The following is a 25577-nucleotide window of genomic DNA, read 5'->3' as shown; positions in this document are numbered from 1 at the left end:
ATCCCATGCGTTTGTCTGCTAGTTCCTAGAGACGAATTTATACCCCACACCCCAGACGGTTCGAATGTATTTCGGTTCTTTCGGATTGTCTTCGATTTTTTTGCGCAAGTTGGCGATGTGGACGTCAATCGCCCGGTCTGTGACAAAAGAATCAAAACCGCGAAGCTCGTAGAGCAGCTCCTCTCGGCTGAACACCTTGCCTTCGTTTGTAATGAACAGGCGCATGATTTCAAATTCGGAAAAAGTCGTCTCGACGTGGAACTGGTTGACGTAGATCGCCCTGCGCTCCAGGTCGAGCAGAAACGTATTTTCCGGGCAAGCGATCGTCGTATCCGCCTGCTCGGCGTTCTCCACGGAGGCGGCCTGCTGTTGGTATTGGTGAGTTCGTCTGATTATGGCTCCGATTTTTGCTGAAATCTCTCGCAGTGAAAACGGCTTGCAAATGTAATCGTCCGCTCCTGCTTGCAAGGCTTCCACCCGATCGGATACGTCTGTCTTCATCGAGACGACGAGAATGGGAGCGAGCGAAAAGCTGCGCAGCTCGCCGCACAACCGGGTACCGCTCATATCCGGCAGAATCATGTCGAGAAGGATGACATCCGGTGCAAACGATCGGGCCAGCTCCAGACCTTTTTGTCCATGATCTGCTATTTTCACAGAATAACCTTCCTCGGTTAAATACATGGCCAGCATTTCACCCATAATCTGATCGTCTTCGATAATCAATAGTTTGTACATCAGATTCCTCACTCTTTCTGGGAGAAAGTTATTCATAAAGATGGGAAAGAGCTAGCAATGGTTCATGATTTCCTAATACTTTTCTCATATTTTAGCAAAAAAATGAGGAGAATGGACCTAATTTCACGAAAAATGCTAAAAATTTGTTAGGAGTTCGCCAGAGTTTCCAGCCACTCGGTTGCGAGAGCTAATACTTCGTCCAGTTGCCACGCAAACTCGCTCATACATTCTTCATAATCGCTCCGGTTTGCCGATGGGGAGAGCAGACTCTCAACCTTTCTTGCTACGAGCAGCAATCGCTGGGCAGAGAGATTCCCGGCTACGCCGCTCAGCGTGTGCACCATGCGTCGGGCTTCCTCGGTATCGCCTGCGCGAAGCGTCTTTTGCAGCCGCTCGGCAAAATTCGCGTACTCGCGGGTGAACGTCCGGAGAATTTGCGTGTAGATCGGGAGTTTTCCATCCAGCCGCTCCAGCGCGAGCGACACATCCAGACAAGGCACAGGAATGGCCCGCTTCAACGTTTCTTTCATCTCTCCCAGATGAATCGGCTTCGTGATGACGCCATTCATGCCTGAGCGGTAGCAGTTGTCGTGCTCGGCTTTGATGACGCTCGCCGTCATCGCGATGATCGGCAGGCTCGCGTACTGCTTGTGCTGGCGAATGCGCAGCGTCGCTTCGCAGCCGTCCATTTCCGGCATGTGGACGTCCATCAGGATCAGATCCCATTTTTTCGTGTCCAAAAGCTCCAGCACTTCCAGGCCGTTTTTGGCAATCGTGACGGCATAGCCTTCCCGGCGCAAAAATTCGACAGCCACGAGCTGGTTGATCTCGTTGTCTTCCGCCAGCATGATGGTGCCGCGATGTCCGGGAAACATGACGTTTTCGAAAGAAGCGCTCTGCGCGGGAGCCGCGACGTGGGCGGTGTGCAGTTCTTTATGCTCCTGCGCTCCCAGCAGGGCGCGCGTCACGTCCATGCGATTAATCGGCTTGATGAGAACGGCGTCAGGCTGGACAGCTTCCTCCAGCGAGGCCAGCTCGTCGCGTCCGTACTCGGTCGTCATGGCGATGGTCGCCGCCTCGCATGCTTCGGCGAGCGTGTGCAGGCGCCAGAGCGACTCGACGCCGTACATGTCTTCCGCCTCCATGTCGACGAAGACAAAGCAAAACGGGTTGGATTCGTCCGCCTCTTCCAGCAGCGCAAACGCCTCTCGCCACGAGGCGGCGCAGGTCGGAGCAAAGCGCAGGCTCACCAACATGTTCGCCAGGCTGCTCCGCATTTTGTCATGGTCCTCCACGACCAGGACGCGCTGGTTGGCGTAGCCGGGAGGAAGCAGCGAGCCGGGGCTTTCGTTCTCTTGCCAGGGCGCGTGCTCGAACGCGAGGGTAAAGGAGAAGCAGCTTCCTTTGCCAATCGTGCTCGTGACTTCGAGAGTGGCGCCCATCATTTCCACGAGGCTGCGCGAAATGACGAGGCCCAGGCCGGTGCCGCCGTATTTTCTGCTCGTCGTGCCGTCCGCCTGGGTGAACGGCTCGAACAGCTTGTCCATCTGCTCCGCAGACATGCCGATGCCCGTATCCTCCACGGCAAAGTGCAAAAGCAGGCTCTTTTCGTCTTCCTGCACCAGCGTGACGCGCATGGCGACGTAGCCCTGCTCGGTAAATTTGATCGCGTTGTGGCACAGGTTGAGCAAAACCTGCTCCAGCCGATGCTGGTCCCCGATCAGCTTGGGCAGCATTTTCGGCGGCAGCTCGACGATGATCTCGATTTGCTTCGTCCCAAGGTAAATGCTCAGCATGTGCGAGAGCCGGCGGACAAAGTCGTCGAGGTCAAAGCTGGCTTTTTCCAGCTCCAGCTTTCCGGCTTCGATCTTGGAAAAGTCGAGAATCTCGTTGATGAGCCGCAGCAACACCTGCGAGGAAGAGAGAATTTTGTCCAGGTAATCTTTTTGCACCAGCGTCATGACCGTTTTTTGCATCAGTTGCGACAGTCCGATGATCCCGTTTAGCGGAGTGCGGATTTCGTGGCTCATTCGCGCCAGAAAATCGGTTTTGGCTTTGCTCGCTTCTTCCGCCTCTTCCTTCGCGGCCAACAGCTCCGCCTGGATGCGCCGCTGCTCCCGAAGCATAATGTGCAGCAAAAGCGAAAGCATGCCGACCAGAATAAAAGTCGACAGCCCGGTAATCAGGCTGGACAGCTCCTGTACGGAGTTCAACTGGCCGAGAGCTTCGCTCGAAGGCAAAACCGCTGCGACGGACCAGCTTGTAGAAGCGACGGGCGCATAGCCGATGTAGTAGCTGTTGTTGTCGATGGTGATGCGTTGCAGCCCTTTTTGGCCCGCGATCATGCTGTGGGCGATTTTTCCCATGTCCCCGGGCTGCTCCGTCAGCTTTTGCCGACTGACAAGCGCGGGGTTCGGGTGATACATGATCGTCCCGTCCCTGGAGAGCAGGATGGCATAGCCGGATTCGCCGATGGGATAGCTGCCGAGCATTTCCGGAATGTCGTCGAGCAAAATATCAATGGCGACGAAGCCCAAGAGCTTCCCGTCCTCTTTCAGCTTCATGGTGCCGCTGGTGACCATTTTTTTGGTCAAGTAATCTTCGTACGGCTCAGAAAAAACGACTTCGTCTGTGCGAACGGCGTCCTGGTACCACGGGCGTTGCTGGAGCGACCAGTCTGTCCCCGTAAGCTCGTCTGTGTTGCCGAATGTGAAGTTGCCCGCCTGGCTGGAAATCCAGACGAGTCCCAAGTTGCGGTCCAGCTTTTGGATGCCGTCCAGTGCGGCGGCCACATCCGGGTAATACGGGTTGGAAAACGCATCGTCCCGCGTTTTGACGGTTTGCAAGTAGCGAACGATCGACTGGTTGGTGCTCATCTGCTTGATGAGAAAGCTTTTCTGGGCGAAAAATGCGTTCATTCGCTCCGCCAGCGCCTGGCTTTGCAGAGTCAGCTTGCTCTCGATCTCGACTTTCATGATCCGATTGGTCTGGGAGCGCATGATGTAGCCGGACAGAGAGAAGGCGACGACGATGATTAACAGGATGAGGATGGTCAGTTTTCGGGCATGGCTGACGTGAAAAGTTTTCATGAGCGACCTCGCTATTTGTATGTAATCGCAAAAACTTTCGAGAAAAGACAGGACTCCATTCAGGTTGACGTGTAAAATATTGGATGAAGGCAAAGGGGGGCTTGCATGTACACGTCGTTGACTGTGAAATATTTGAAAATTTCTTCTTATCTCAAGCTGTGTGTAGGGGCCGGCTTTTCTCTCGGCCTGCTGGTCGGGCTTTTCCAACTGGTTGTCCTGCTTTTGATGCGCGCGGTGGACCACACGAGCACTGCGGCCGCGACGAGTATCCCGGACAGTCTGCTCGCGCTGGCAGGCACGATCTTGGCGTACACGTTTGGGGCGTTGAATTTCAGCCTTATTTCTTATTTTCCTTTTATGTTTCTGCTCAAACGTAAAAATGGAATCGCGATCGAAGGGATATTTGATTCGAGGGCGGAGCGTGTAAAATGATAGAGAAAGCTTTTCGTTCATTTATCAGGTCATGACATCCAGGAGAGAGTAGCCCATGTATTCATTGCGTCCTACGATGACGGTTGAGGAAGCAGTCGCGCATTTTTCGCCAGATCAAAATGAAGTGCAGGAAGTGTACAGCGAAGAGGGGGAGTTTCTCGGCTATTTGACGGTGGAAGCGATCGCCCACGCCATTCATCGCGGGGAACTGACGCGCCCGATTGTCGAGTACGTCGTGCCCGAGGTGAACCTGCCGGACCGCCAGAGGCAGGCCAGCTCGCAGGCGCAGCTTCGCGCTTTTTTTGAAAGCCCGGTCTGCCAAATTGTTTTCAATGCGCTGTACGACGGCGTCTATATTACGGACGGGGCAGGCGTCACGCTGTTTGTCAACCAGGCGTACCAGCGCATTACGGGCATTCGCGAGGAAGAGGTCATCGGCCAGCACATGGGCTATCTCATCAAGCAAGGCATGATTTCGGTGTCCGCTTCGCTGGAAACGATTCGCACGCGAAGGCCGGTGACGCTGATCCAGACGATCCGCAACAGCCGCAAGATCATCGTCTCTGCCACCCCTGTGCTGTCTCCCGCAGGCGAAATTTTGTACGTCATCAGCAGCGTCCGGGACATTACCGAGCTGATTCGCCTCAAGCACGAGCTGGACAGCCAGAAGCTTTTGCACAGCGATTTGCCGCACCCGGACCAGACGGGGCTGGAGGACGTCGTGCTCGGACCTGCGACGCGCTCGCTGTTCCGGCTGGCCGACAAGGTCGCCAAGACAGATGCGAAAATTTTGCTGCAAGGCGAGACGGGTGTGGGGAAGAGCATGATCGCCAAATACATCCATGCCCGCAGCAGCCGCGCGAACGAAATTTTCATGGAGCTGAACTGCGCGGCGATCCCGGGCCATCTGGTCGAGGCCGAGTTGTTCGGCTACGAGCCGGGGGCGTTTACAGGCGCGCTCAAGCAGGGGAAAATCGGCATTTTGGAGAGCGCCCATCGCGGCACGTTGTTTTTGGACGAGATCGGCGACTTGCCGCTGGAGCTGCAAGTGAAGCTGTTGAAAGTAGTGGAGGAAAGCAAATTCATGCGCGTCGGCTCCACCGAAGTCCGCCATGTGGACGTGCGGATCATTACGGCTACCCACCGCGACCTGGCTACACTCGTGCGCGAGGGGCTGTTTCGCGAGGATTTGTACTATCGGCTGAACATCGTCACCTTCGAGGTGCCGCCGCTGCGCGAACGCCGGGAAGAGATTGTCCCGCTCTTGGTGTCGTATCTGGAAAAATTCAATGAGAAATACAAGGAAGAAAAGACGATGACACTGGAATGCTACGAGTGGCTCACGAACTATAGCTGGCCGGGAAATATCAGGGAGCTGGCGAATCTGGTCGAGCGGCTGGTGGTCACGACTTTTCACGATACGATTGACGTCGGCGATTTGCCGAACTTTCTCCAGCAAGTGTTCCCGCAGGCAGAACCGACGTCTTTGCGCGAAGCGGTCGCCCGTCTGGAGCGGAGCATGATCGGCAAGGCGATCCAGACGCACAAGACGACCCGGTTGGCGGCAGAAGCGCTCGGCATCAGCCAGAGCGCACTCGTCCAAAAGATGAAAAAGCTGCAACTGCGCGTAGAGAACGAGCCGGAAGCGAGCAAATAAAAAGCATCCTGCGAATGCCTGGTGCAGTCGCAGGATGCTTGTCCTTGCCATGCAAACACATCGGAAGCCGGATGTGTTTTTTTGTTTGGCTGGCGATCAGTTTTCCAATACTTTCACCTGATCGACTTTAGCCTTGCGCAGCTTGTAAATCACGACGAGCATGATGAACCAGACCGGAGTGATGAACAAGGCCACGCGCGTATCCTCGGCAAGCGCGAGCACGACGAGAATGAACGCGAGGAAAGCGAGAATCAGGTAGTTGGCAAACGGAAAGAGCGGCATTTTGAACTTGTTTGTTTTTGCCAGATCCGGTCTTGTCTTGCGGTACTTCAGGTGGCAGATCACGGTAATGCCCCAGATGAACAGGAAGCAGACCGTCGAAACGCTCGTAATCAGAGTGAAGACGCCTTCTGGCATGATGTAGTTCAACACAACCGCAATGAGAACGACGACAGTCGAGAAGAACAAGGCATTGGCAGGCACCTGGCGCGTTGTCAGCTTGGTCATGGACGCAGGCGCATTATTTTCCTTGCCGAGCGAGTAGAGCATACGGCTTGTACTGAAGATGGCGCTGTTGCATGCCGAAGCGGCGGAGGTCAGCACGACGAAGTTGACGATACCTGCGGCAGCCGCGATACCGATAGCTGCAAACACTTGAACGAACGGGCTTTCGGTCGGGATGATGGCGTTCCATGGATAGATGCTCATGATGACGATCAGAGCGCCGACGTAGAAGAGCAGCACGCGAATCGGGATGTTGTTGATCGCTTTTGGAATCACGCGCTCGGGATCTTCTGTCTCCCCGGCAGTCAGCCCGACAAGCTCAATGCCGACAAAGGCGAACACGACCATCTGGAAGGAGAGTAAAAAGCCGTTGATGCCGTTCGGGAACATGCCGCCGTGGCTCCACAGGTTGCTGAAGCTGGACGCGCCGGAGTTTGTCGAGAAGCCTTTGACAATCATGAAGATTCCGACGGCGATCAAAGCGAGAATCGCGATGACTTTGATGAGCGCGAACCAGAACTCCATTTCGCCGAAAAGCTTGACCGTTGCCAGGTTCATGATGAGCAGGATGACGAGCGCAATCAATCCCGGCATCCATTGCGGAACCTCAGGGAACCAGTATTGCGTGTACATTCCGACAGCCGTCAAGTCGGCCATGGCAATCGAAATCCAACAAAACCAGTACGTCCAGCCTGTGACGAACGCGGCCATGTTGCCGAGGTAGTCTTTTACGAAGTCAACGAAGGAATGATAGTTCAGGTTGCTAAGGAGAAGTTCACCGAGCGAGCGCATAATCAGAAAGCAAATAATCCCAGTAATCAAGTAAGCAAACAGGATGGATGGGCCGGCCAGGTGAATGGATTTGCCCGCACCGAGGAACAATCCCGTTCCGATGGCCCCGCCGATCGCGATGAGTTGAACGTGCCTGTTTTTCAGGCCCCTCGCCAAATTTTGCTGTTGCATGTGATCCCCCTCATTTCTCATGCGTTTGATTCGTTTGCGGCTGTTGGTAAAAAACCAACCGCCGACCTTTCAAAAAGTTTATGAAACTTTATAATTCATATCTTAACATAGCGACCCAGCATAAATACATCATTAAGTTACTTCCATCGAAAAAAACGCTTTCATTTTTGAGCGAGGCAGAAAATTTGCGGTTTTGTCGGCAGTTTTCCCTCCTTTTTCGAGGCAAATGGAACGGCTGTTTCATGGTGAACGCACAACACTCCTATTTTTCTGCAACAAAAAAAGGAACGGGAAAAATAGACCGGTTCCTACTTTTCTCTGTCCTTTTACCTGAGAGATTTGTCCTGAGCGGTCAGGATTTGCTCCTTCGGTGCTAAACGGCGAGTTTAGTCTCTCCCGCAATATTCATCCGCGTCAGATATTCGCGTGCGTTCTTATGATAGTAAAATATTCCAAAAAGGTTGTCAAATGAAAATTCCTAATTAACAGATTATTTTAAACATAAAACATTTTTGATTGACGGAAGGCCAGATGACAAGCAGGAAACGACAATCATTCGTCGTTTTTTCCGCTAGCCAGGTGAGCGGATGTGTCGAAAGGGGAAGGGTATGGATTTTGATTTGATAATGAATCAAATGCGCAAGTTTGATTTGAATTATAATCAAACAGCGAATGTAAACGGTTGCTTTTGGCCGAAACAAACTATGCTGCGGAAAATGTGACAAAAAAGTGAGAAAAGGCTTGCCGCTGTTGGGGGGAAGGTCGTTTTTCCCGCAGGTGGCGGAGCGAAATTGGCACCCGCTTTTTTCCGCTTGGCACGGGAGTTGCTTTTCACGTAGCGGCATACAGAAAGGAGAGAGTGACATCATGAACATTTCTACTTTTGCCGCTGCAAACAAACTGGTCACAGGGCGGGATTCGCTGGCGCTGCTGCCCGAGGAGGTTGCCCGTCTGAAAGTGGCGCGTCCAATGATTGTGACGGACAAAATTCTCATTCAGGCCGGGGTAGTCGCGCAGGTGGAAGCGCTTTTGCCGATGGAGGCGGGCGTCTTCTCGGACGTGAACCCCGAGCCGGAAATCGAGATCGTCGACTTGTGTGTGCAGATGATCCGCGAAGGGGGCTACGACGGCCTGATCGCAGTCGGCGGCGGCAGCGCAATCGACATCGCCAAGGCAGCTTCCGTCATGGCGACGAACGAGGGCAGCATCGAGCAATATTTTGGCACGAATCTGGTGAAAAAGCCGGGCTTGCCGCTGATCGCGATTCCGACTACGGCGGGGACAGGCTCAGAGGTGACGAACATCTCGATTTTGTCGGATACGAAAGAGCAAGTGAAAAAAGGAATTGTAAGCCCTTACCTGCTGCCGGACGTCGCCATCGTCTCGCCGGTGATGACGCTTACGTGCCCGCCGAGCGTGACCGCTGCGAGCGGCGTGGACGCGTTGGTGCATGCGGTGGAAGCCTACATTTCCAAGTTCGCCTCCCCGGTGACGGACGCGCTGGCGATTGGCGCGATGAAACTGATTGCCGTTCACTTGCCGAAAGCGTACGCGTGCCCGGATAACATCGAGTCGCGCGAAGCGATGATTACCGCGTCGCTGATGGCCGGACTTGCTTTCGGCAACGCGGGCGTAGGCGCTGTCCATGCGCTGGCCTACCCGCTCGGCGGACGATTCCACATGGCGCACGGCGTGAGCAATTCGCTCTTGCTGCCTTACGTCATGCGGGCGAACAAGATCGCCTGCCTGGAAAAGCTCGGGGAGATCGCGCAGGCGCTCGGGGAAAACGTCGCCGGACTGAACCTGGACGAAGCGGCGGAAAAAGCGATTGAAGCGATGACGCGCCTGTGCCGTTACGTGGAAATTCCGCAGTCGCTGCGCGAGTTCAACATTCCGGAATCCGCGATCGCCGAGATGGCCGAAGAGGCGATGAAGCAAACCCGCCTTTTGAAAAACAATCCCCGCGCTTTGCGGAAAAAAGATATCGAAGACATCTATCGAGCAGCTTACTAAAAGGGGGACATCGTATGAAGTGGAAACAACGCAGAGCGGGTGAAGAAACCCCGTACATTCCGGCCGGACCGTTCAAGATCCGGCTGCCGTTTGTACACTATCGCTTTGAATGGCCCGATTATTTGCAAGGACTGTTGATGTGCGCCGTCGACCTCGGCGCGATCACGCTGCTCGCCGACCATCTGGGCATGCCGTTTGAGGTGGGACTGGCCGTTGTCATTTTGAATGGCTTTTTGTATTTGCTGCACCACCTCTTGGGCGATCCGGTCATTCCCGGCTGGATTACGCCGGCGATTCCGCTGATTGTGCTGTTTGTCGAGCAGTTTCCGGAAGGGCAGGAGCGGGTGTACGCGCTGATCGCCTTTCAGTTGACGCTTGGGCTGTTATCCATTTTGCTCGGGGTCACCGGACTAGCGAAGCGGGTAGTCAACTTCGTGCCGAATGCGATCAAGTCGGGGATTATTCTCGGCGCGGGGATTGGCGCGATTACCTCGATTTTTGAAAAGGGCGGGAAGTTCGACCTGTTCCCGTACACGATTGTCATTTGTATCGGCTTTTGCTTTTATCTCGTTTTTTCCAAACATTTTGAAGGGTTGAAACAAAAAGGGAAAGGGTGGGCATTGCTCGGCAACCTCGGGATTTTGCCTGCGATCTTGCTCGCGGTGTTCGTCGCCCCGTTGTTCGGGGAAGCGAAGTGGCCGGACATTCAATGGGGCTTCAGCCAGCCGGACTTCGCCACGCTCTGGTCGCAGTACACCGTCTTCGGGCTGGGCTTGCCGTCGCTCTCCTTTTTCATTACAGCGATTCCGGCTGTGTTCGCAACGTATCTCGTCGTCTTTGGCGACGTGTTGAAGACGAAAGCGCTTTTGTCCGAGTCCGACCAAGTGCGGCTCGATGAAAAAGTCGACTACAACCCGGACCGGGCGCACATGATTTTTGGCGGACGCAACATGCTGATGAGCCTGATCGGGCCGGACATTACGATGTGCGGGCCGATGTGGGCCGCGATGCAGGTCGTAGTGGTGGAGCGGTTCAAAAAAGGCAAAAAAGCGATGGACTCGTTTTTCGGCGGTGCGGGATCGTTTCGCTGGGGCACGAATACAGGCTTATTGCTTTTGCCGATCGTCAGTCTGGTCCAGCCGATTCTCGGCGTCGCCGTCGCCCTGACGCTGCTCGTCCAAGGCTACGTCAGCGTGCGGATTGGCGTGATGCAGGCGCGCAGCCAGCGCGACCTGGGCATCGCGGGTGTCGTAGGGGCGATTCTCGTCATCAAAGGAGCGGCGATGGCTTTTGGCGCTGGAATTTTGCTGTGCGTCTTATTATATGGAAAAGATTGGTTGCGCGGTGAAAAAGAGAAATTGTTCACGGCAAATGAAAAGGAGGAAAAGGCAGCGTGAAACAACAAGAATGGAACAAAGGCATGTACGTGAACGGAGAGTGGGTGACGCTTGCGGCACGCGTCGCGGTGCAAAATCCCGCGACATTGGAAATCATCGGCAGCGTGCCGGACGCTTCCGCGAAAGAAGCGCGGCAGGCGGTCGACGCTGCGCAAGCCGCTTTTCCCAGTTGGTCGAAAACGACCGCCTATGAGCGCGCGGCGTTGCTGGAGCGCTGGCACCAGACGATCGCAGCCCGCCTGGACGAGATCGCGTACGTCATGACGCTGGAACAGGGCAAGCCGCTCGCAGAAGCACGAGGCGAGGTGCAGTACGCGAACAGCTACATCAAATGGTACGCCGAGGAAGCAAAGCGGATTTACGGCGAGACGATTCCTGCCTCCGCCGCCTCCAAGCGGATTCTCGTGCAGAAGCAGCCAGTCGGTGTCGTGGCGGCCGTCACGCCGTGGAATTTCCCTGCGGCGATGATTGCGCGAAAAATCGCGCCAGCGCTCGCGGCAGGCTGCACGACGGTGACGAAGCCAGCCGAACAGACGCCGTTGACCGCGCTGCTTTTGGCGGAGTGCGCCCACGAGGCGGGGATTCCGCCAGGCGTCATCAACATCGTGACGACTTCGCAGGCAGCGGAAGTCGTCGATGTCTGGATGGACGATGCGCGCGTGAAAAAACTGACGTTCACCGGGTCGACTCCGGTGGGCAAGCTGCTGATGCGCAAAGCGGCCGATACCGTGAAAAAGATTTCCCTGGAGCTTGGCGGCCTGGCGCCGTTTATCGTGGCAGAGGACGCGAATCTCGACGCGGCGGTCAAAGGGCTGGTCCAGTCCAAATTCCGCAACGCCGGGCAAACGTGCATTTGCGCAAACCGCATCTATGTGCATGAAGCTGTGAAAGAGCCGTTCCTGCAAAAGCTGACAGAGGCGGTGTCCGCGCTCCGCGTAGGCCAGGGAACAGAAGACGACGTCGAGATCGGGCCGTTGATTGACGAGCGAGCCGTACAAAAAGTCCAGCAGCAAATTGACGACGCCGTGGGCAAAGGGGCGACGCTCCACGGCAGCCCGGTTCTCGCGGGAGCCACTGGCTACTTCATGAAGCCGGTCGTGCTCTCGGATGTAACCGATGAGATGGTGTGCATGCAGGAGGAAACGTTCGGGCCGATCGCGCCTGTCAGCACGTTTTCCGACGATGAGGAAGTCATCCGGCGGGCGAATGCGACGCCGTACGGGTTGGCGGCATACGTCTTCACGCAGTCGCTGGCGCGGGCGTTCACGTTTTCGGAAAGCCTGGAATACGGTATTGTCGGGGTGAACGATGGGGCGCCATCTGTCGCGCAAGCGCCGTTTGGCGGCATGAAGGAAAGCGGGCTTGGCCGGGAAGGCAGCCACCACGGCATCGAGGAGTATTTGGAAGTGAAGTATATTTCGCTGCAACTGGTGTAACAAAAGCGGAACGAAGTGAATAAAAAGAAGCACAGCTCGATTGATGCGGGCTGTGCTTTTTCTATATTCTGGCGCGGTTCTGTGGCGGCTCTGGGCAGGAAAACGGCGGCGCGAAACCCGTTTTCCTGGGCGGAAAATGAAAATGAGGATTGACAGCAGGATAAATATCCTTTAAATTTTGCGTTAGGGAAACATTTTTATACACAAGCATATTATTTTGCTAGGGTGAATATTATTGGTTAACAACCACAATTTTGCGTATAAGCATATATGATCCAGTCATAAAGAATTGTCCAGCGGAAGCAACGGTCAACAACAACCGAGAACGTACACGAACGATTGGTTAATTGGAGGGAATCTCATGAATAGTGCGGTGTCAGTCAGAGAGCTTCACGTCTCCTACTTTGGAGTCGAGGTGGTGCGGGACGTAACCTTTGCTGTCGAGCAAGGAAGCATGGTGGGCATTATCGGGCCGAATGGCGCGGGGAAATCGACCATGATTAAGGCCATGCTCGGGTTGATCGGCAAAGACAAGGGAGACGTCCGGTTTTACGGCAAGGAAGTGAATGAGGTCCGGAAGCAGGTCGCCTACGTCCCGCAGCGGAGCCAGATCGACTGGACGTTTCCGATCACGGTGATGGATACCGTCCTCATCGGAACGTACCCGAGCGTCGGCTTGTTCAAATTTCCGAAGAAGAAGGAAAAGGCGTGGGCGATGGAATGCCTGCGAAAAGTCGGCCTGGAGGACTTCGCGAAGCGGCAGATTGGCGAGTTGTCCGGCGGGCAGCAGCAGCGCGTTTTTTTGGCTCGGGCACTGGCGCAAAAGCCGGAGTTGCTCCTTCTGGACGAGCCGTTTGTCGGGATCGACGTCGCCAGCGAGGAGACGATCATCCGGATTTTGAAGGAGTTGCAGCTTCAAGACAAAACAATCGTGGTCGTCCACCACGACTTGAGCAAGGCGAATGCTTACTTCGATCAACTGCTGCTTTTGAACAAAGAGCTTATCAAGTTCGGAACAGTCGATGAAGTCCTGAATCGAGAGGTCATGGCGAAAGCATACGCGCATCAACTTCAATTTCTCGAGAAGGTAGAGGTAACGGCGTGATGGATTTTTTACAAGCAATTGGACAGTATGAATTTTTGCAAAAAGCTTTGTTTACTTCTGTAGTAGTGGGCATCATCTGCGGCGTCATCGGCAGCTTCATTATTTTGCGCGGCATGTCGCTGATGGGGGACGCGATCTCCCACGCGGTTTTGCCGGGGGTTGCTCTCTCTTATGCTTTCGGGATCAATTTTTTCCTGGGAGCAGTCGCCACTGGCGTCCTGACGGCGGTCGGAATCGGCTACGTCAGCCAGAACAGCCGGATCAAGAACGACACGGCCATCGGCATTTTGTTCACCTCGGCTTTTGCCCTGGGGATCATCATGATTACGATGCTGAAAAGCAGTACGGACCTGTACCACATCCTGTTCGGGAACGTGCTCGCCGTCCGGCCGTCCGACATGTGGGTGACCGTCGGCATCGGTCTGATCGTCATCGTGACCGTCTACGCGTTCTTCAAGGAGCTGCTGCTGACGTCGTTTGACCCGACGATTGCGGCCGCCTACGGTCTGCGCAACAATCTCATCCACTACTTGCTGATGACCTTGCTGACGATGGTGACGGTAGCGTCTCTGCAAACGGTGGGCATCGTGCTCGTAGTCGCCATGCTGATTACTCCGGCCGCTACCGCGTACTTGTTGACGGATCGCCTGTCGGTGATGATTTTCCTGGCTGCCGGCTTCGGTGTCATCTCCGCCATCGTCGGTTTGTACTTCAGCTTTACCTACAATCTGGCTTCGGGCGCGACGATTGTGATGGTGGCAACCGCGCTGTTCCTGCTAGCCTTTCTGTTCTCCCGCAAGCACGGGGTTGTCTGGAAATCAATTCGAGCCCGGCAAAAAAGAGTCGAGCTTTCAAAGTAAAGGAGAATTCGCATGAAAAAATGGAACCTGTTTCTCGTCTTTCTCATCTCAACCGTCCTGCTCGCTGCGTGCGGCGCTCCGCAAAACAACTCGGCCGAGCCCGGAAAATCCGGCGACGACAAACTGCAAGTCGTGACGACGTACTCGATTTTGTACGACATCGTGAAAAACGTAGGGGGAGATCGCGTCGAGATCCACAGCCTGGCTCCCGTCGGCTCCAACCCGCACGAATACGATCCGCTGCCAGCAGACGTGCAAAAAACAACGGATGCCGATGCCGTGTTCTACAACGGCCTGAACCTGGAAGCAGGAAACTCGTGGTTTGAAAAGCTGATGCAAACGGCAGGCAAGTCCGGCCCGGATGCACTCGTGTTCCGCCTGAGCGAAGGGGTAGCCGCCAAGCATTTGACCACCAAAGGCAAAGAAAGCGAAGAAGACCCGCACGCATGGCTGGACGTTCGCAACGGCATCAAGTACGCGGAAAACGCACGCGACGCCCTCATCAAAATCGACCCGGCGCACAAGGAAACGTACGAGAAAAACGCAACGGCGTACATCGAGAAGCTGCGCGCCCTGCATGACGAAGCCGTCAAGCAATACGGCCAAATCCCGCGCGAGCAGCGCGTCCTCGTCACGAGCGAAGGAGCGTTTAAATATTTCTGCGAGGCGTACGATTTCGACGCCGCCTACATTTGGGAAATCAACTCGGAAAACCAGGGAACGCCTGAGCAGGTCAGCCAGGTAGTCGACCTGATCCGCGAGAAAAAAATCCCGGCGCTGTTCGTCGAAACGAGCATCGACCCGCGCAGCATGGAAATGGTCTCGCGCGAAACCGGCGTGCCAATCGTCGGCAAAGTGTTCACCGACTCGCTCGGCAAGCCAGGCGAGGACGGCGATACGTACATCAAGATGATGGAGTGGAACATCAAGACGATTTACGAAGGGTTGACAAAAAAATAGACAGCAAAGCATGCACAGTTCTCCTGGTGGGGAACTGTGTTTTTGTTGGAGGAAAAAAACTGATTTCCCTATGCTAATGGAGGCTATCCTTTACCGGTACATGTATTTGTTCACGCAATACCTTTGTGGAATAGTGAATTGGTTTGGTCTAAATGCTCTCTTTACTGATAAGATTCCTATGTGTGTGAATGCTAATCAAAAAGTTGACCATTTTTGGAGCAAACGCTCATCTTCGAGTTGACCACCTACGATGCTTTTTTTCACACAAAGTAGCATTTTATTTCCTGCACCAAGGATCGTCAAGGATAAAGGGTAAACCCCTTGCTACGCAAGCCCTTGACGATCCTTGGCTCAGTAAAAACATTTGCAATTAGGTGTGAAAATGATGACGTGTGCTCAAACTGTCAGGTGGGTAACTTTATGATGAGCAAAGTGGTCAACATTTTGGTGAGCGTTCACAATTGTCGAAAAAAAGGCGAGTAAAGACTACGAAGCAAAAATAAATATTTTTGAATATAAAAAGAAAAATGATGATGAGCCTAGTTCAAGCAAAACGTACATCTTTGATGGAGAAGGTAAAAAAACGAAGAAAAACAAAGAGAAAGCAGATCGAAAAACTATCAAGATGAAAAAAGTTAAAGAAAACAATGGCCGTCAAAAACTTACTGCATATGCTGAAGATGAAGATGATTACTACCAAAAAATTCAGGGCGGAACAGGAAAAGGTTGGCGATACCGAATTCAAGGACCTCTTACGACCGAAACTGATGCTGGTAATAACTTTAGTTTTCGATGGGGAACAGAGATTGAAGATATTGAGGACATGCTAGAGGAAGAGGGGGTTGATTATACGGGAAGCCACGATATAGTGAACTTCCGTCTTCGAATTGAATCGGATGAACCAGTGGTCTTTAATACAGTGGATCCAATTAACGATTCAAAAGAAGAATTTAGTGTCCCTATGTGGTTTGGAACACAAATTGGAGTAGTGAACATCCCGGTAGAAGCCAGTTCGGTACACATTTCTGGTAATGGTACAGACAACTTGTTGTATGAGTTTAAATGGAACGAAAACTATTTCCCATCTGGTTACTTAGACGAACGCGATTTTGATAAAAACCCAGGCAGGACTCCAGGTTTTGCAGTTCGATATTTTATGGATACAGCACCATCGATTGATACAGGCACAGCGAAAATCAATTTTAGTGGTTACTTCAAGTACCGTTCTCTGTACAACTATTATTCTTTGTTGTTGCATGAGTACACACAAATTACAAAAAAATCATCTTATGATATCGAGATTGTTGACTAAGCAAGGAAATGTGGCGGCTAGGCAGAATCTATGTCTAACCGCCATTTTCAAACAAGTAGAAATAGTGGTTCCAGAACAAGAATGAGGAGGAGATTGGTTGAAAAAACTCATTTGGAGCGCATTCGTTATCCTAGCACTTGCTTTAGGGGGATTGCTTGCTTTAGATATCTTACAGCTAAAACGCGCGACAGCTTTGTTAGATCAAATACAAATAAGTATCACAAAAATAGAAAAGGGGGATGAGATTGAAATAGGAATTCAAATGGCAGGAGAAATTCCGGAATATCCGGTGACACTTACCATTTTTACCGATAATCGATATTTGGAGCTTGTACCCAAAAGCTGGAGTGATGAAGAAGTTGTCACATACATCGGACAGACAGCAGGAGGAGCAGAAACGAAATTTGCCATTTCTCAACAATTTGATGGAGAAATGAGTGTTCGTTATGTAAAAAAAGAGAAGGGGACTGCCCCTCTGATCTACGCCTATTTTGAATCAGAAGTGAAAAGATTCATTCTGGAAGATGCTATTATTCGAACGGGGAATTTTGAGTGAGAAGTCGCGTCTTCGACCAGTGGTATTATCCCCTTACGGCAGACAGTGAGAAAAGCCCTCATGGTATCATGAGAGGAACACTGTTGACCGGAAGGGATTTTTTATGCCATCTACTTGACGGGGCTATGACCAAAATCATGACCAGAGTGAGGAGCCAGTAGCAACAAGTAGAGCCAGGGAAAGGAAAAGCCACCCGAAACGACGTGTACGTTTTTTCACAAGGATTGTCTCGTAAAAAAACACAAGATTGAGGTATAATAGTTGAGTGTGAAATTGGACTACGGAGTCTTGCAAGCAATCAATCTGTGACGTTGAAAGAGAGTGGGAATTTATGGGTCGTAAGTGGAACAATATCAAAGAGAAAAAAGCTTCGAAGGATGCCAGCACCAGTCGTATATATGCCAAGTTCGGCAAAGAAATTTATGTAGCGGCCAAGCAAGGCGAGCCGGACCCAGAGTCGAACCGCGCTCTGAAGGTCGTCCTGGAGCGTGCCAAAACATACAGCGTACCGAAAGCCATTATCGACCGCGCGATTGAAAAAGCGAAGGGCGGATCCGAAGAAAACTACAGCGAACTGCGCTACGAAGGCTTCGGGCCAAACGGCTCCATGGTCATCGTGGACGCCCTGACCAACAACGTAAACCGCACCGCGTCTGAAGTGCGCGCCGCCTTCAACAAAAACGGCGGAAACATGGGTGTGACAGGCTCGGTTGCCTACATGTTCGACCCGACGGCCGTATTTGGCCTCGAAGGCAAAACAGCCGAGGAAGTGCTCGAAATTTTGATGGAAGCAGAAGTAGACGTCCGCGACATTTTGGAAGAAGACGGAGCCGTCATCGTCTACGCTGAGCCGGAGCAGTACCATGCCGTGCAGGAAGCGTTCAAAAAAGCAGGCATCACCGAGTTCACTGTCGCCGAGCTGACCATGCTCGCGCAAAACGAAGTGACGCTTTCCGAAGAGGCGCAAGCCCAGTTTGAAAAAATGATCGACGCCCTCGAAGATTTGGACGATGTGCAGCAAGTGTACCACAACGTCGATCTCGGCGAATAATCAACGAGAGAAAGACCTTTGCCGCATTGGTGGCGAAGGTCTTATTGTATAACGAACCCCCCCAGTCGAACTGGGGGGGTTCGTTATACAATAAAACCGCCTCCTAAAAGGAGACGGCATATATCGAGCTCGCTAGTTTTGAGGTGTTACCGATCATCACGTGCGACGCATCTACCTCCAGTATGAAGTTAGAAGCTGTTAGCAGTGTTGCGGTTTTCCTTTACTCACTAGGTGATCGTGTAAATCATCCATGGCACATCGCCTCCGTAGAAGACTACAGCCTGTTTGAAAACACACCACCGAGCTCGATGAATATAGTATGATCCGATTTACAGCTTTTATACGCGCGAAATGCTCCAACCGTAAAACACTTATTTCAACAGCCGCGCGGACAGCGCGTTCAAAAACGACTGGTTGCTGTAGGCCGTGCCTCCGGCCAATCCGGGGTTGACGGCATTTTCGTACACCTGGCCGCTTTGGACCACGCGCAGATTGCTCCATTCAGGCTGCTGCTTCAACTGCTCGAACGATTTGGCGGCGTCGGGATCGCTGCTTTTGTCGACCATCACGAACAAATAATCCGGGTCTGCCTGTGCCAGCTCTGCGAGGGAAAGCGGCACGGGTTCTTTTGCTTGCTCTACAACGCTTGGGGTCGCCAGCCCGAGATCGGTATAGAGCAAATAGTTGTACCGCTCGTTTTTCGGATAGACGAGAAAAGCGCCTTCGTGAAACCATGCGGTCAGCACGATTTTGTCCTTGAGCGGAGCCAGCTTGTCGCGCGTTTTTTCCGTATTCGTCCGGACCTTGCTCACGATGGCATCGACGTTGGCGTCTTTGCCGCGCACCTCGGCAAGCAGCCGCAGGTTGTCTTCCCAATGCGCTCCATTCGAGGAGATGGGAATGACCGACGCTGCGCTTTCCAGCTTGCTGCGCTTTTCCTCGGACGTCTTGTCGGAGGTCAGGATCGTATCCGGCCCCAAAGCGGCAAGGTCGCCGACGTGGTCCGCGATGTCCGCGGGGAGCTTTTGCGTATTTTGCGTAATCGCGGCGTATTCCTGTGGGAACGCACCGCTTTTTTCTACGGTAGCGGCAAACGGGGGGATGCCGGTCAAAAGCGCATCTTCAAAGCTGCTGCGGGATTCGACGAAGGCGATTTGCTTCGTTCGCGCCGGGATTTTATATGTGTTGCCCAAATACTGGATAGAACGTGTCGGTTTTGCGGCAGGATCGCCTGCGGCTTGCCCTCCTGGCCCGTTCGCACCGCATGCTGCCAGCAACAGAAACACAGCCGTTACAGGGATGGCCAGTAGCTTTTTATACATCTTTACGTCACTCCGATCATACCTTGGTCTGTTTTTTGCAAGAGAAGCCGTCACAGTAAATTATAGGGTACCCGAATGAGGACGGACTGCTTCATTCCTGAACTTTTTCAGACATTCTCCCGTATCCCATGCATCGGTGACGAGGTGTTTGCCTGTTGTCTGTTCGCAGCAGATGCTCTACGATGGACAAATACAGACCAAAACGAGAGTCTAACTGAGCTTTTGGGGGGATGGGAGATGGAGCTGCGCCACTTGAAGACATTCCACGTCGTTGCGGAATGCCTCAATCATCAGTGGCTTGCGGTGGTTTGTTGGCTGAAAAACCTTTGAAAGAATCTCATGGAAGGATTCTCAACAGATCGTAGGGGCTTTTGCCTCGGAGAAGAGAACCAGCGATTAAGTATGCTGTTACGTTTTACTTCGCTAGTTAATCTTCGCATGATATTCGAAAATCCGTTACTTTTGGCGGTTGTTCGGTGCTGTTGTTTGGGTCTTCATCGCGGCTTTCGTGGAGGCGAGGAAAGAGGAGAAATCGCGGGAGCTTCTTGGGCTCCCAAAGAGCTTCGCGGATTTCTCCTCTTTCCTCGTCAGTGGCTTGCAGTGGTTTGTTCGACTGAAAAAGCTATTGAAAGAATCTCGTGGAAGGATTCTCAACGGGTCTTAGGGACTTTTGCCTCGGAGAAGAGAGCAGCGATTAAGTGTGGATTTTTTTATCGTTATCATTGAATAACCTCATTCCGGCTTTTCTGCGGCAAACTGTTTCGAGAAGTACTTGCAAAGCCCATCACGCCGATTCGTTTGATCGAGGTCTTCCGTGCGGATTGGGCAGTCTATGGAAAAGGGAAAAGCATCCAGAATGGGAGGAACATATATGAACCACGAGCCTGCAAAAAACGACAACCGAGCCATCCTGCTCATCTCGTGCCCGGAGCGGCTGGGCATCATCTCGGCCGTCTCCAACCTGCTGCTCAGCTACAAAGCGAACATCGTGCAGTTCGACCAGCACACGACAGACCCGCGCGACGGCATGTTTTTCATGCGCATTTTGTTCGACCTGGAGACGCTGCCCGAATCGTTTGGACAGCTTGAGCAGGACCTGGCGAAAATGGCCGAAGATTACCCGATGGACTGGCGGCTCAGCAAAGAAAGCCAGCGAAAGCGCATGGCGATTTTCGTCTCGAAAATGGACCATTGCCTCGTCGAGCTGCTCTGGCGCGTCAAGTCGAAGGAGATTCGCGTAGATATCCCGATGGTCATCAGCAACCACCCGGATGCGAAAGAAACGGTGGAAGCGTACGGGATTCCGTTTTACCATATTCCGCTTGCGACCCAGAGCAAGGAAGAGGCGGAGCGCAAGGCGCTGGAGCTGTTGCAGGGCAACGTCGACTTCATCGTCCTGGCCAGGTACATGCAAATTTTGTCCCCGCGCTTCATCGCGCATTACCCGAACCAGATCATCAACATCCACCATTCGTTCCTGCCCGCGTTCATCGGGGCCAACCCGTACAAGCGCGCCTTCATGCGCGGCGTGAAGCTGATCGGGGCGACCGCCCACTACGTCACTAACGACCTCGACGAAGGGCCGATCATCGAGCAGGACGTCATTCGCGTCAACCACCGCTACACGGAGGAAGACTTGAAGGTGGCCGGCCGCCACGTCGAGCGCAACGTCTTGGCCCAGGCGATCTCCTGGCATGTCGAGGACAAAGTGATCGTGTACGGGAACAAGACGATTGTGTTTGCGTAGCGGCAGCCTGCCGAAGAAAAGGGAAACGGAAGAAGTGCTGTGGGGTATTTGCCCCCAGGCTCATGAAAAAAGCGAAAGGCGTCCGAAGGCAAGTCCAGCTCTGGGAGAGATCCAGAGGGGCCTCGCATGGGCGTGATTTCGCTTTTTTACTTTTCAATTCCTGTCCAGCGTATTTCGTTACAGTCGGGATGACCATTCATTCGTGTTCACACTCTGTTTGGAATTTGTTTAGGTCAGACGAGATGACATCTTATTTGTTAGCATTTTAGATAAAAATACGTGGGAAGGTGATTTCGAAAAGAGAGGCTGGAGTGTAAAATTGAAAAGCATGGGAAAATATGAAAGTTGAGGGAATGATATGAGTATTATTGCACTAACCATTCTTCTGTTTTTTGGGTTTCAATATTTGCTGCCAATTGTTACACAGGAATTTCTTTGGAATCCAGAAAAAATGGACGATTATCGGCATTTCGATTCAGACACGCTTTCGATCCTGATTCTCTCTTACGCGTTCGCTTTTCCGATCGGGCTGATGGTGGAGGGAAAAATAGCAAAAATCCTGAAGATAATCCGTTTCCCAAAAGAAGATTCTGCTATTTTAAAAGTTTTGGACATTGCCCGGGAGAATGATGGATATGTTACAGTCGTAGATATAGCTACAAAATCTACTCTCTCCCTGGAGGAAGCGCAAAAAATTTTGGACGATCTTCAAAAAAAGGGACATGCTGACCTGAGTGTAACGAAATCGGGTGATATCCTTTATTTCTTTCCTGGATTTCTAAAGCAGGACCAAATAGAGGATAGGGGGTGAGCAAATGAGGTACTTAGGCGGTGCGATGATAATTGTAATATGTGGCAGTTTTCTTCTATCGTGTTTGCTAATTACTGGTTTGCTAATGCAACGGCCATTTTTTTCTACTTTATATCTCATTATGGACAATAGGAGCATTATAGGTGTACTTTTGGCAGCTCTCTCCCTGATTTACATGGCGAGCCTGCTGATTGAAAAAGTGCTTGCGAAAAAAAGTCAGGACCGTTTTTATCATAGCCGTGTGATACAGATTGCCCTCGAACACGGTAACCAGATTACCGCGCCAATGCTGGCATTGGATACTTCCCTGAAGCTATCAGAATGTGAGCGAATCTTGAAGGAATTTGAGAAAAAGCAAGTCGTTAGCAGTTCAACTCCTGTTGGTGAGGCTGTGGTATATCAATTGGCACCGCTCATCTACGAGAATTGGTTGCCAAGTGATGGAGAGTATTGTGGAAAGGCTGACGAAACAGAAGCGGATGAGAAGGAGCAGAAAATATGGAAAAAGTGGCTGAAGGTCACCGGTTTCATTCTCGTGACAATCATTGCTCCCCTCTGGCTGCTTGATAAACAGACCATCCTTTCAGAGGAGTTTATGACAGGGGCACTCTTCGTCAACGTGTTTGCGGTTATCCAAATATTTCATGTTGTTTATTTGACTTACCGAAATTATGTACGGAAAACCGAGCACGATGTCTTGGGGTATGTCATGGACAATCAAGGTGTTCTCTATCCACAAGAAATCGCAGAATTTACCGACGAGAGCCTGTCGTCCATTCAGCGGATGGCCGATCGATGGCACAAGGCCAATCTCGTATCGACGTCCTACGGGAATGATGGGACCGTGATGTACTTGTTTCCGAATGTCACCGCTGAATCAATGGTGTACTTGCGGGAACCCAACTATAATCCGCTCGCGCAGCTCAAACGGGTAAAGGAGCAATTGATGCAGACATGCTGTTATGCCTTTCTTTATTCTTTTCTGGCCGGTTACGCATTCATGAATTGGAGCCATTTTATCTTTTATGGAGGGATTGGGGCGGTCTGCGCAGCCTACAGAACTTTCTACTCTATACAGGCGAGGGAGGAAGCGGAGCAGATTGAGCGAATCGGACTTCAGGTGGCTACACATCGGAATGGCCAATTGACCGTCCATGAATTGGCTTATAACGCAATGGTCAGCATGAAAGAGGCGGCAAAGCTACTAAAAAAGTGGGAGCTTGCAAACATTGCCAGACGAATTGAGATAGGTGAGGGATTCGTACCTGTTTACATTATCAGCGGCGTCGTGTCGAAGGAATGCGGTTGGCTTCAGAGCGGGTGTAGCACTATCCATTTCCGATGGGGCGTATGACTGCGCAGAAATCGGCTGGAATTAGCTGCAGCGTGTATGTAGTGCTCGTCATCGCAGAAATCCTCGGCCATCAGGACAAACTTTCCCATATGCAAAAAATCCACCTCGCATCGTCAGGTGGATTTTTTGGCGTTTTGTTCATCCGTGCCGTTTACCCTTGCTTTTTCGTCAACTGCCAAACGTCCATGAGGTTCACTTTGCGCTTCGTCTGGTCGTGGTACAGCTTGTCCCCGTCGATCCGGTCCACGAACAGCACGCCGTTCAAATGGTCGATCTCATGCTGGATACAGCGCGCCAAAAAACCTTCGCCCTCCAGCGTGAACGTCTCGCCCGCCCGGTTTGCGCTCTGGATTTTCACGTACTGGGCGCGCTTCACGATGCCCGAGTAGCCGGGAAAAGACAGGCACGCTTCCGGCCCGATCTGCTCGCCGTCCAGCTCCAAAATTTCCGGGTTAATCAGCTCGATCAGCCCGTCTCCGCAATCCATGACGATCACGCGCCTTAAAAAGCCGACTTGCGGCGCGGCCAGCCCAGCCCGGCCTTCCTTGGCGTAAAGAGTCTCCGTCATATCGTCCAGAAGCTTTCCCAGCCTGTCATTGAACTCGGTGACGGGCTTTGCGGTTTTGCGTAAAATCGGATCTCCGAAAGGGAGGATTGTTTTTACTGCCATCTGCCTTCTACCTCCAAAAAATGAATTACGCCCCTTCGTTTTGCGAGGGCGGGGTGTGCACCCACAGATCGTTCGGCGTGCATTCCAGCGCCGTGCACAAAGCATCCAGCGTGTCGGCTTTCATTTGCTTCGGCTGGCCGTTGAGCAGCGCGCTGATCGACGGAGCCGAGAGTTCATAGCCTGCCTTTTCTTTCAGCAACCGGGCGAGCGCCGCCCCGGACCAGATGCCTCTGTCCGCCATTACTTTTCGCAACATCCAGACAAGCATGCCTTCCCGTTCCCCCTCTCGACTTGCCAAAAAACGAATGTGTTAGGTATTGCCTAATGTTTTTAGTTATTACCTAATATAGCGGATTGGGAGAAAAAAGCAAGCGCGTCTCCTGGACGTGCGCCGTCGATGTTTTGTCCGAGCAGGATTATTTTATTGAATTTGGAGTTTTAAAAATTGATTGAAAATAAAAAACACCCTCCCTTATAATGTGTATATAAAAGAAACGGTGGTTCTATTATAGAACCAAGGAGGTTGGGCCATGACATTAAAAACGTTGGAAAAATCGTTGGAGCTGTTGGAACTGTTTACAAAAGAACGAACTTCCTGGGGAGTGCGCGAGCTAGCCAAGGAATTGGGGATCAACCATACGACCGTCTACCGCATTTTGGCTACGTTCGAGCAAAAGGGGTATTTGATTCAGGACCACGAGACGAAAAAGTACGAGCTGGGCATGAAGCTGTGGGAGTTCGGACAGCTTGTGGAAGACAAGATGGGCATCTCGGAGTACATTTACCCGATCATGAGAAACGTTTCCGAGCAGACGGGCGAAACGATCTTTTTGACCTGGCTCGATCAGTTGGAGTGCGTGCACGTGGAGATGGCGGAAAGCTCGCAGAGCATCAAGTTTTCCGTGGCGGTCGGCAGCCGGACGCCGTTGCATGCGGGGGCGTCCAATACGGTTATTATGGCGTACTTGCCGCGCGACGTTCAGGAGCAGGTGATCGCCAGAGGCTTGACGGCGCTCACGGCACACACCGTCGTGGAAAAAGAGAGCCTGTACAAGAAGCTGGACGAGATCAAAAAGCGCGGCTGGTGCTTCAGCGCGGGCGAGTTCGCCGACGAGGTGTTCGGGCTGTCCGTTCCGCTGTTCAACAAGCGGCGGGAAATCGTTGGCTCGATGACCATTGCCGGACCTGTCAGCCGCACTCCGGAGGGCGAGCGGTTGCTGACGATGCTGTCTGCGCTGCAGGAGGGGCAGCGTGAAGTCCAGCATTACCTGGACAAATACAACCTCAGCTACGTGTAGACGGGGAAAACGGGTGAAAACGGACAAAAGCGAGTAGAAACTAGCGGAAACTCCTAAAACGGCGAAACCGCGAAACCCGCGAAAATCGCAAAATCCGCCAAATCCGCCAAATCCGCCAAACCCGCACCACGCTATCTCGCATGGAATCTAGCAAAATCGCACAACGCTTTTAAAGGAGGTGAGGGAGGCAGCGCATTTGCATAGCAGCTATAGAAGAAACACAATTCAGGCAGCAACGAACAGGAAAAGGTGTTCGTTGCTGCCTGTTTGTCGTTATGATGGAAAGAGATGTATCGGGAAGC

The 25577-nt window shown here is 52.5% G+C and carries 21 protein-coding genes and 1 riboswitch; of the genes, 15 read left to right on the top strand and 6 right to left on the bottom strand.

The annotated features are described in order from the left end of the window. Nucleotides 1–18: 18 nt before the first annotated feature. Both M655_RS20375 and M655_RS20370 read right to left on the bottom strand, forming a co-directional pair. Nucleotides 19–738, bottom strand: coding sequence for a response regulator transcription factor (locus tag M655_RS20375; RefSeq protein ID WP_005829628.1), 720 nt, complete (start codon nt 736–738; stop codon nt 19–21). A gap of 146 nt (nt 739–884) precedes the next feature. Next, nucleotides 885–3827, bottom strand: coding sequence for a response regulator (locus M655_RS20370; RefSeq protein ID WP_026557706.1), 2943 nt, complete (start codon nt 3825–3827; stop codon nt 885–887). Between the two features lie 105 nt (nt 3828–3932). Between M655_RS20370 and M655_RS20365 the strand changes: the two genes are divergently transcribed. Together M655_RS20365 and M655_RS20360 are read left to right on the top strand one after the other, a co-directional pair. After that, complete coding sequence (locus tag M655_RS20365; protein ID WP_005829624.1) at nt 3933–4259, top strand: hypothetical protein; 327 nt, start codon at nt 3933–3935, stop codon at nt 4257–4259. A 55-nt stretch (nt 4260–4314) separates the two neighbouring features. Then, the gene (locus tag M655_RS20360) at nt 4315–5916 is read left to right on the top strand and encodes a sigma-54 interaction domain-containing protein (protein WP_005829622.1); all 1602 of its coding nucleotides are present in this window, start codon (nt 4315–4317) and stop codon (nt 5914–5916) included. A 96-nt stretch (nt 5917–6012) separates the two neighbouring features. Here M655_RS20360 and M655_RS20355 read toward each other — a convergent pair whose 3' ends face one another. After that, nucleotides 6013–7383 carry an amino acid permease gene (locus tag M655_RS20355; protein WP_005829620.1) on the bottom strand — a complete coding sequence of 457 codons (1371 nt, stop codon included), beginning with the start codon at nt 7381–7383 and terminating at the stop codon, nt 6013–6015. Nucleotides 7384–7691: 308 nt separating this feature from the next. Next, nucleotides 7692–7792: riboswitch (glycine riboswitch) on the bottom strand. A gap of 458 nt (nt 7793–8250) precedes the next feature. Here M655_RS20355 and M655_RS20350 point away from each other — a divergent pair. The 9 genes from M655_RS20350 to M655_RS20310 all read left to right on the top strand — a co-directional run bounded on the left by M655_RS20350 (nt 8251) and on the right by M655_RS20310 (nt 18073). Continuing rightward, a complete protein-coding gene (locus M655_RS20350) occupies nt 8251–9396 on the top strand; it encodes an iron-containing alcohol dehydrogenase (protein WP_005829618.1) in 1146 nt (381 codons plus the stop codon). Nucleotides 9397–9410: 14 nt separating this feature from the next. Then, nucleotides 9411–10793 carry a hypothetical protein gene (locus M655_RS20345; RefSeq protein WP_026557707.1) on the top strand — a complete coding sequence of 461 codons (1383 nt, stop codon included), beginning with the start codon at nt 9411–9413 and terminating at the stop codon, nt 10791–10793. Then, a complete protein-coding gene (locus M655_RS20340) occupies nt 10790–12229 on the top strand; it encodes an NAD-dependent succinate-semialdehyde dehydrogenase (protein WP_026557708.1) in 1440 nt (479 codons plus the stop codon). Before M655_RS20345 ends, M655_RS20340 begins: the two co-directional genes overlap by 4 nt. Before the next feature lie 361 nt (nt 12230–12590). Continuing rightward, a complete protein-coding gene (locus M655_RS20335) occupies nt 12591–13334 on the top strand; it encodes a metal ABC transporter ATP-binding protein (protein WP_005829612.1) in 744 nt (247 codons plus the stop codon). Continuing rightward, the gene (locus M655_RS20330) at nt 13334–14194 is read left to right on the top strand and encodes a metal ABC transporter permease (protein ID WP_005829610.1); all 861 of its coding nucleotides are present in this window, start codon (nt 13334–13336) and stop codon (nt 14192–14194) included. Before M655_RS20335 ends, M655_RS20330 begins: the two co-directional genes overlap by 1 nt. 12 nt (nt 14195–14206) lie before the next feature. Next, complete coding sequence (locus M655_RS20325) at nt 14207–15154, top strand: metal ABC transporter substrate-binding protein (RefSeq protein WP_026557709.1); 948 nt, start codon at nt 14207–14209, stop codon at nt 15152–15154. A gap of 625 nt (nt 15155–15779) precedes the next feature. Next, nucleotides 15780–16466, top strand: a complete 687-nt coding sequence (locus tag M655_RS20320; protein ID WP_005836896.1) for a hypothetical protein — start codon at nt 15780–15782, stop codon at nt 16464–16466. Between the two features lie 97 nt (nt 16467–16563). Further along, nucleotides 16564–17022 (top strand): hypothetical protein, encoded by a 459-nt coding sequence (locus M655_RS20315; protein WP_005836894.1) that lies wholly within the window; start codon nt 16564–16566, stop codon nt 17020–17022. 331 nt (nt 17023–17353) lie between these two features. Beyond that, the gene (locus M655_RS20310) at nt 17354–18073 is read left to right on the top strand and encodes a YebC/PmpR family DNA-binding transcriptional regulator (RefSeq protein WP_025843966.1); all 720 of its coding nucleotides are present in this window, start codon (nt 17354–17356) and stop codon (nt 18071–18073) included. A gap of 371 nt (nt 18074–18444) precedes the next feature. Here M655_RS20310 and M655_RS20305 read toward each other — a convergent pair whose 3' ends face one another. Then, nucleotides 18445–19395, bottom strand: coding sequence for an ABC transporter substrate-binding protein (locus tag M655_RS20305; protein ID WP_025843967.1), 951 nt, complete (start codon nt 19393–19395; stop codon nt 18445–18447). Between the two features lie 871 nt (nt 19396–20266). Between M655_RS20305 and purU the strand changes: the two genes are divergently transcribed. From purU to M655_RS20290, 3 genes are all read left to right on the top strand, one after another. Next, entirely contained in the window at nt 20267–21142 is an 876-nt protein-coding gene (purU, locus tag M655_RS20300) for a formyltetrahydrofolate deformylase (protein WP_005835503.1), read from the top strand. A 358-nt stretch (nt 21143–21500) separates the two neighbouring features. Beyond that, a complete protein-coding gene (locus M655_RS20295; protein WP_026557711.1) occupies nt 21501–21953 on the top strand; it encodes a hypothetical protein in 453 nt (150 codons plus the stop codon). A 4-nt stretch (nt 21954–21957) separates the two neighbouring features. Next, nucleotides 21958–23307 (top strand): MarR family transcriptional regulator, encoded by a 1350-nt coding sequence (locus M655_RS20290; protein WP_026557712.1) that lies wholly within the window; start codon nt 21958–21960, stop codon nt 23305–23307. Nucleotides 23308–23458: 151 nt separating this feature from the next. Here the strand turns inward: M655_RS20290 and def are convergent, their stop codons facing one another. After that, nucleotides 23459–23977: a peptide deformylase gene (gene def / locus M655_RS20285; protein ID WP_005834515.1), complete on the bottom strand. Its 519-nt coding sequence runs from the start codon at nt 23975–23977 to the stop codon at nt 23459–23461. Nucleotides 23978–24002: 25 nt separating this feature from the next. Beyond that, a complete protein-coding gene (locus tag M655_RS20280; RefSeq protein WP_005834513.1) occupies nt 24003–24245 on the bottom strand; it encodes a helix-turn-helix domain-containing protein in 243 nt (80 codons plus the stop codon). A 262-nt stretch (nt 24246–24507) separates the two neighbouring features. On the opposite strand from M655_RS20280, the gene M655_RS20275 reads away from it, so the two are divergent. Next, nucleotides 24508–25275, top strand: coding sequence for an IclR family transcriptional regulator (locus M655_RS20275; protein ID WP_026557713.1), 768 nt, complete (start codon nt 24508–24510; stop codon nt 25273–25275). The last annotated feature ends 302 nt before the right edge of the window (nt 25276–25577 follow it).

It is taken from the genome of Brevibacillus sp. NSP2.1 (assembly GCF_000470975.2).
GTDB classification, from domain to species: domain Bacteria; phylum Bacillota; class Bacilli; order Brevibacillales; family Brevibacillaceae; genus Brevibacillus; species Brevibacillus agri.
Note: the sequence above shows the minus strand (reverse complement) of the source record. Positions and strands in the feature narration are given on the sequence as shown.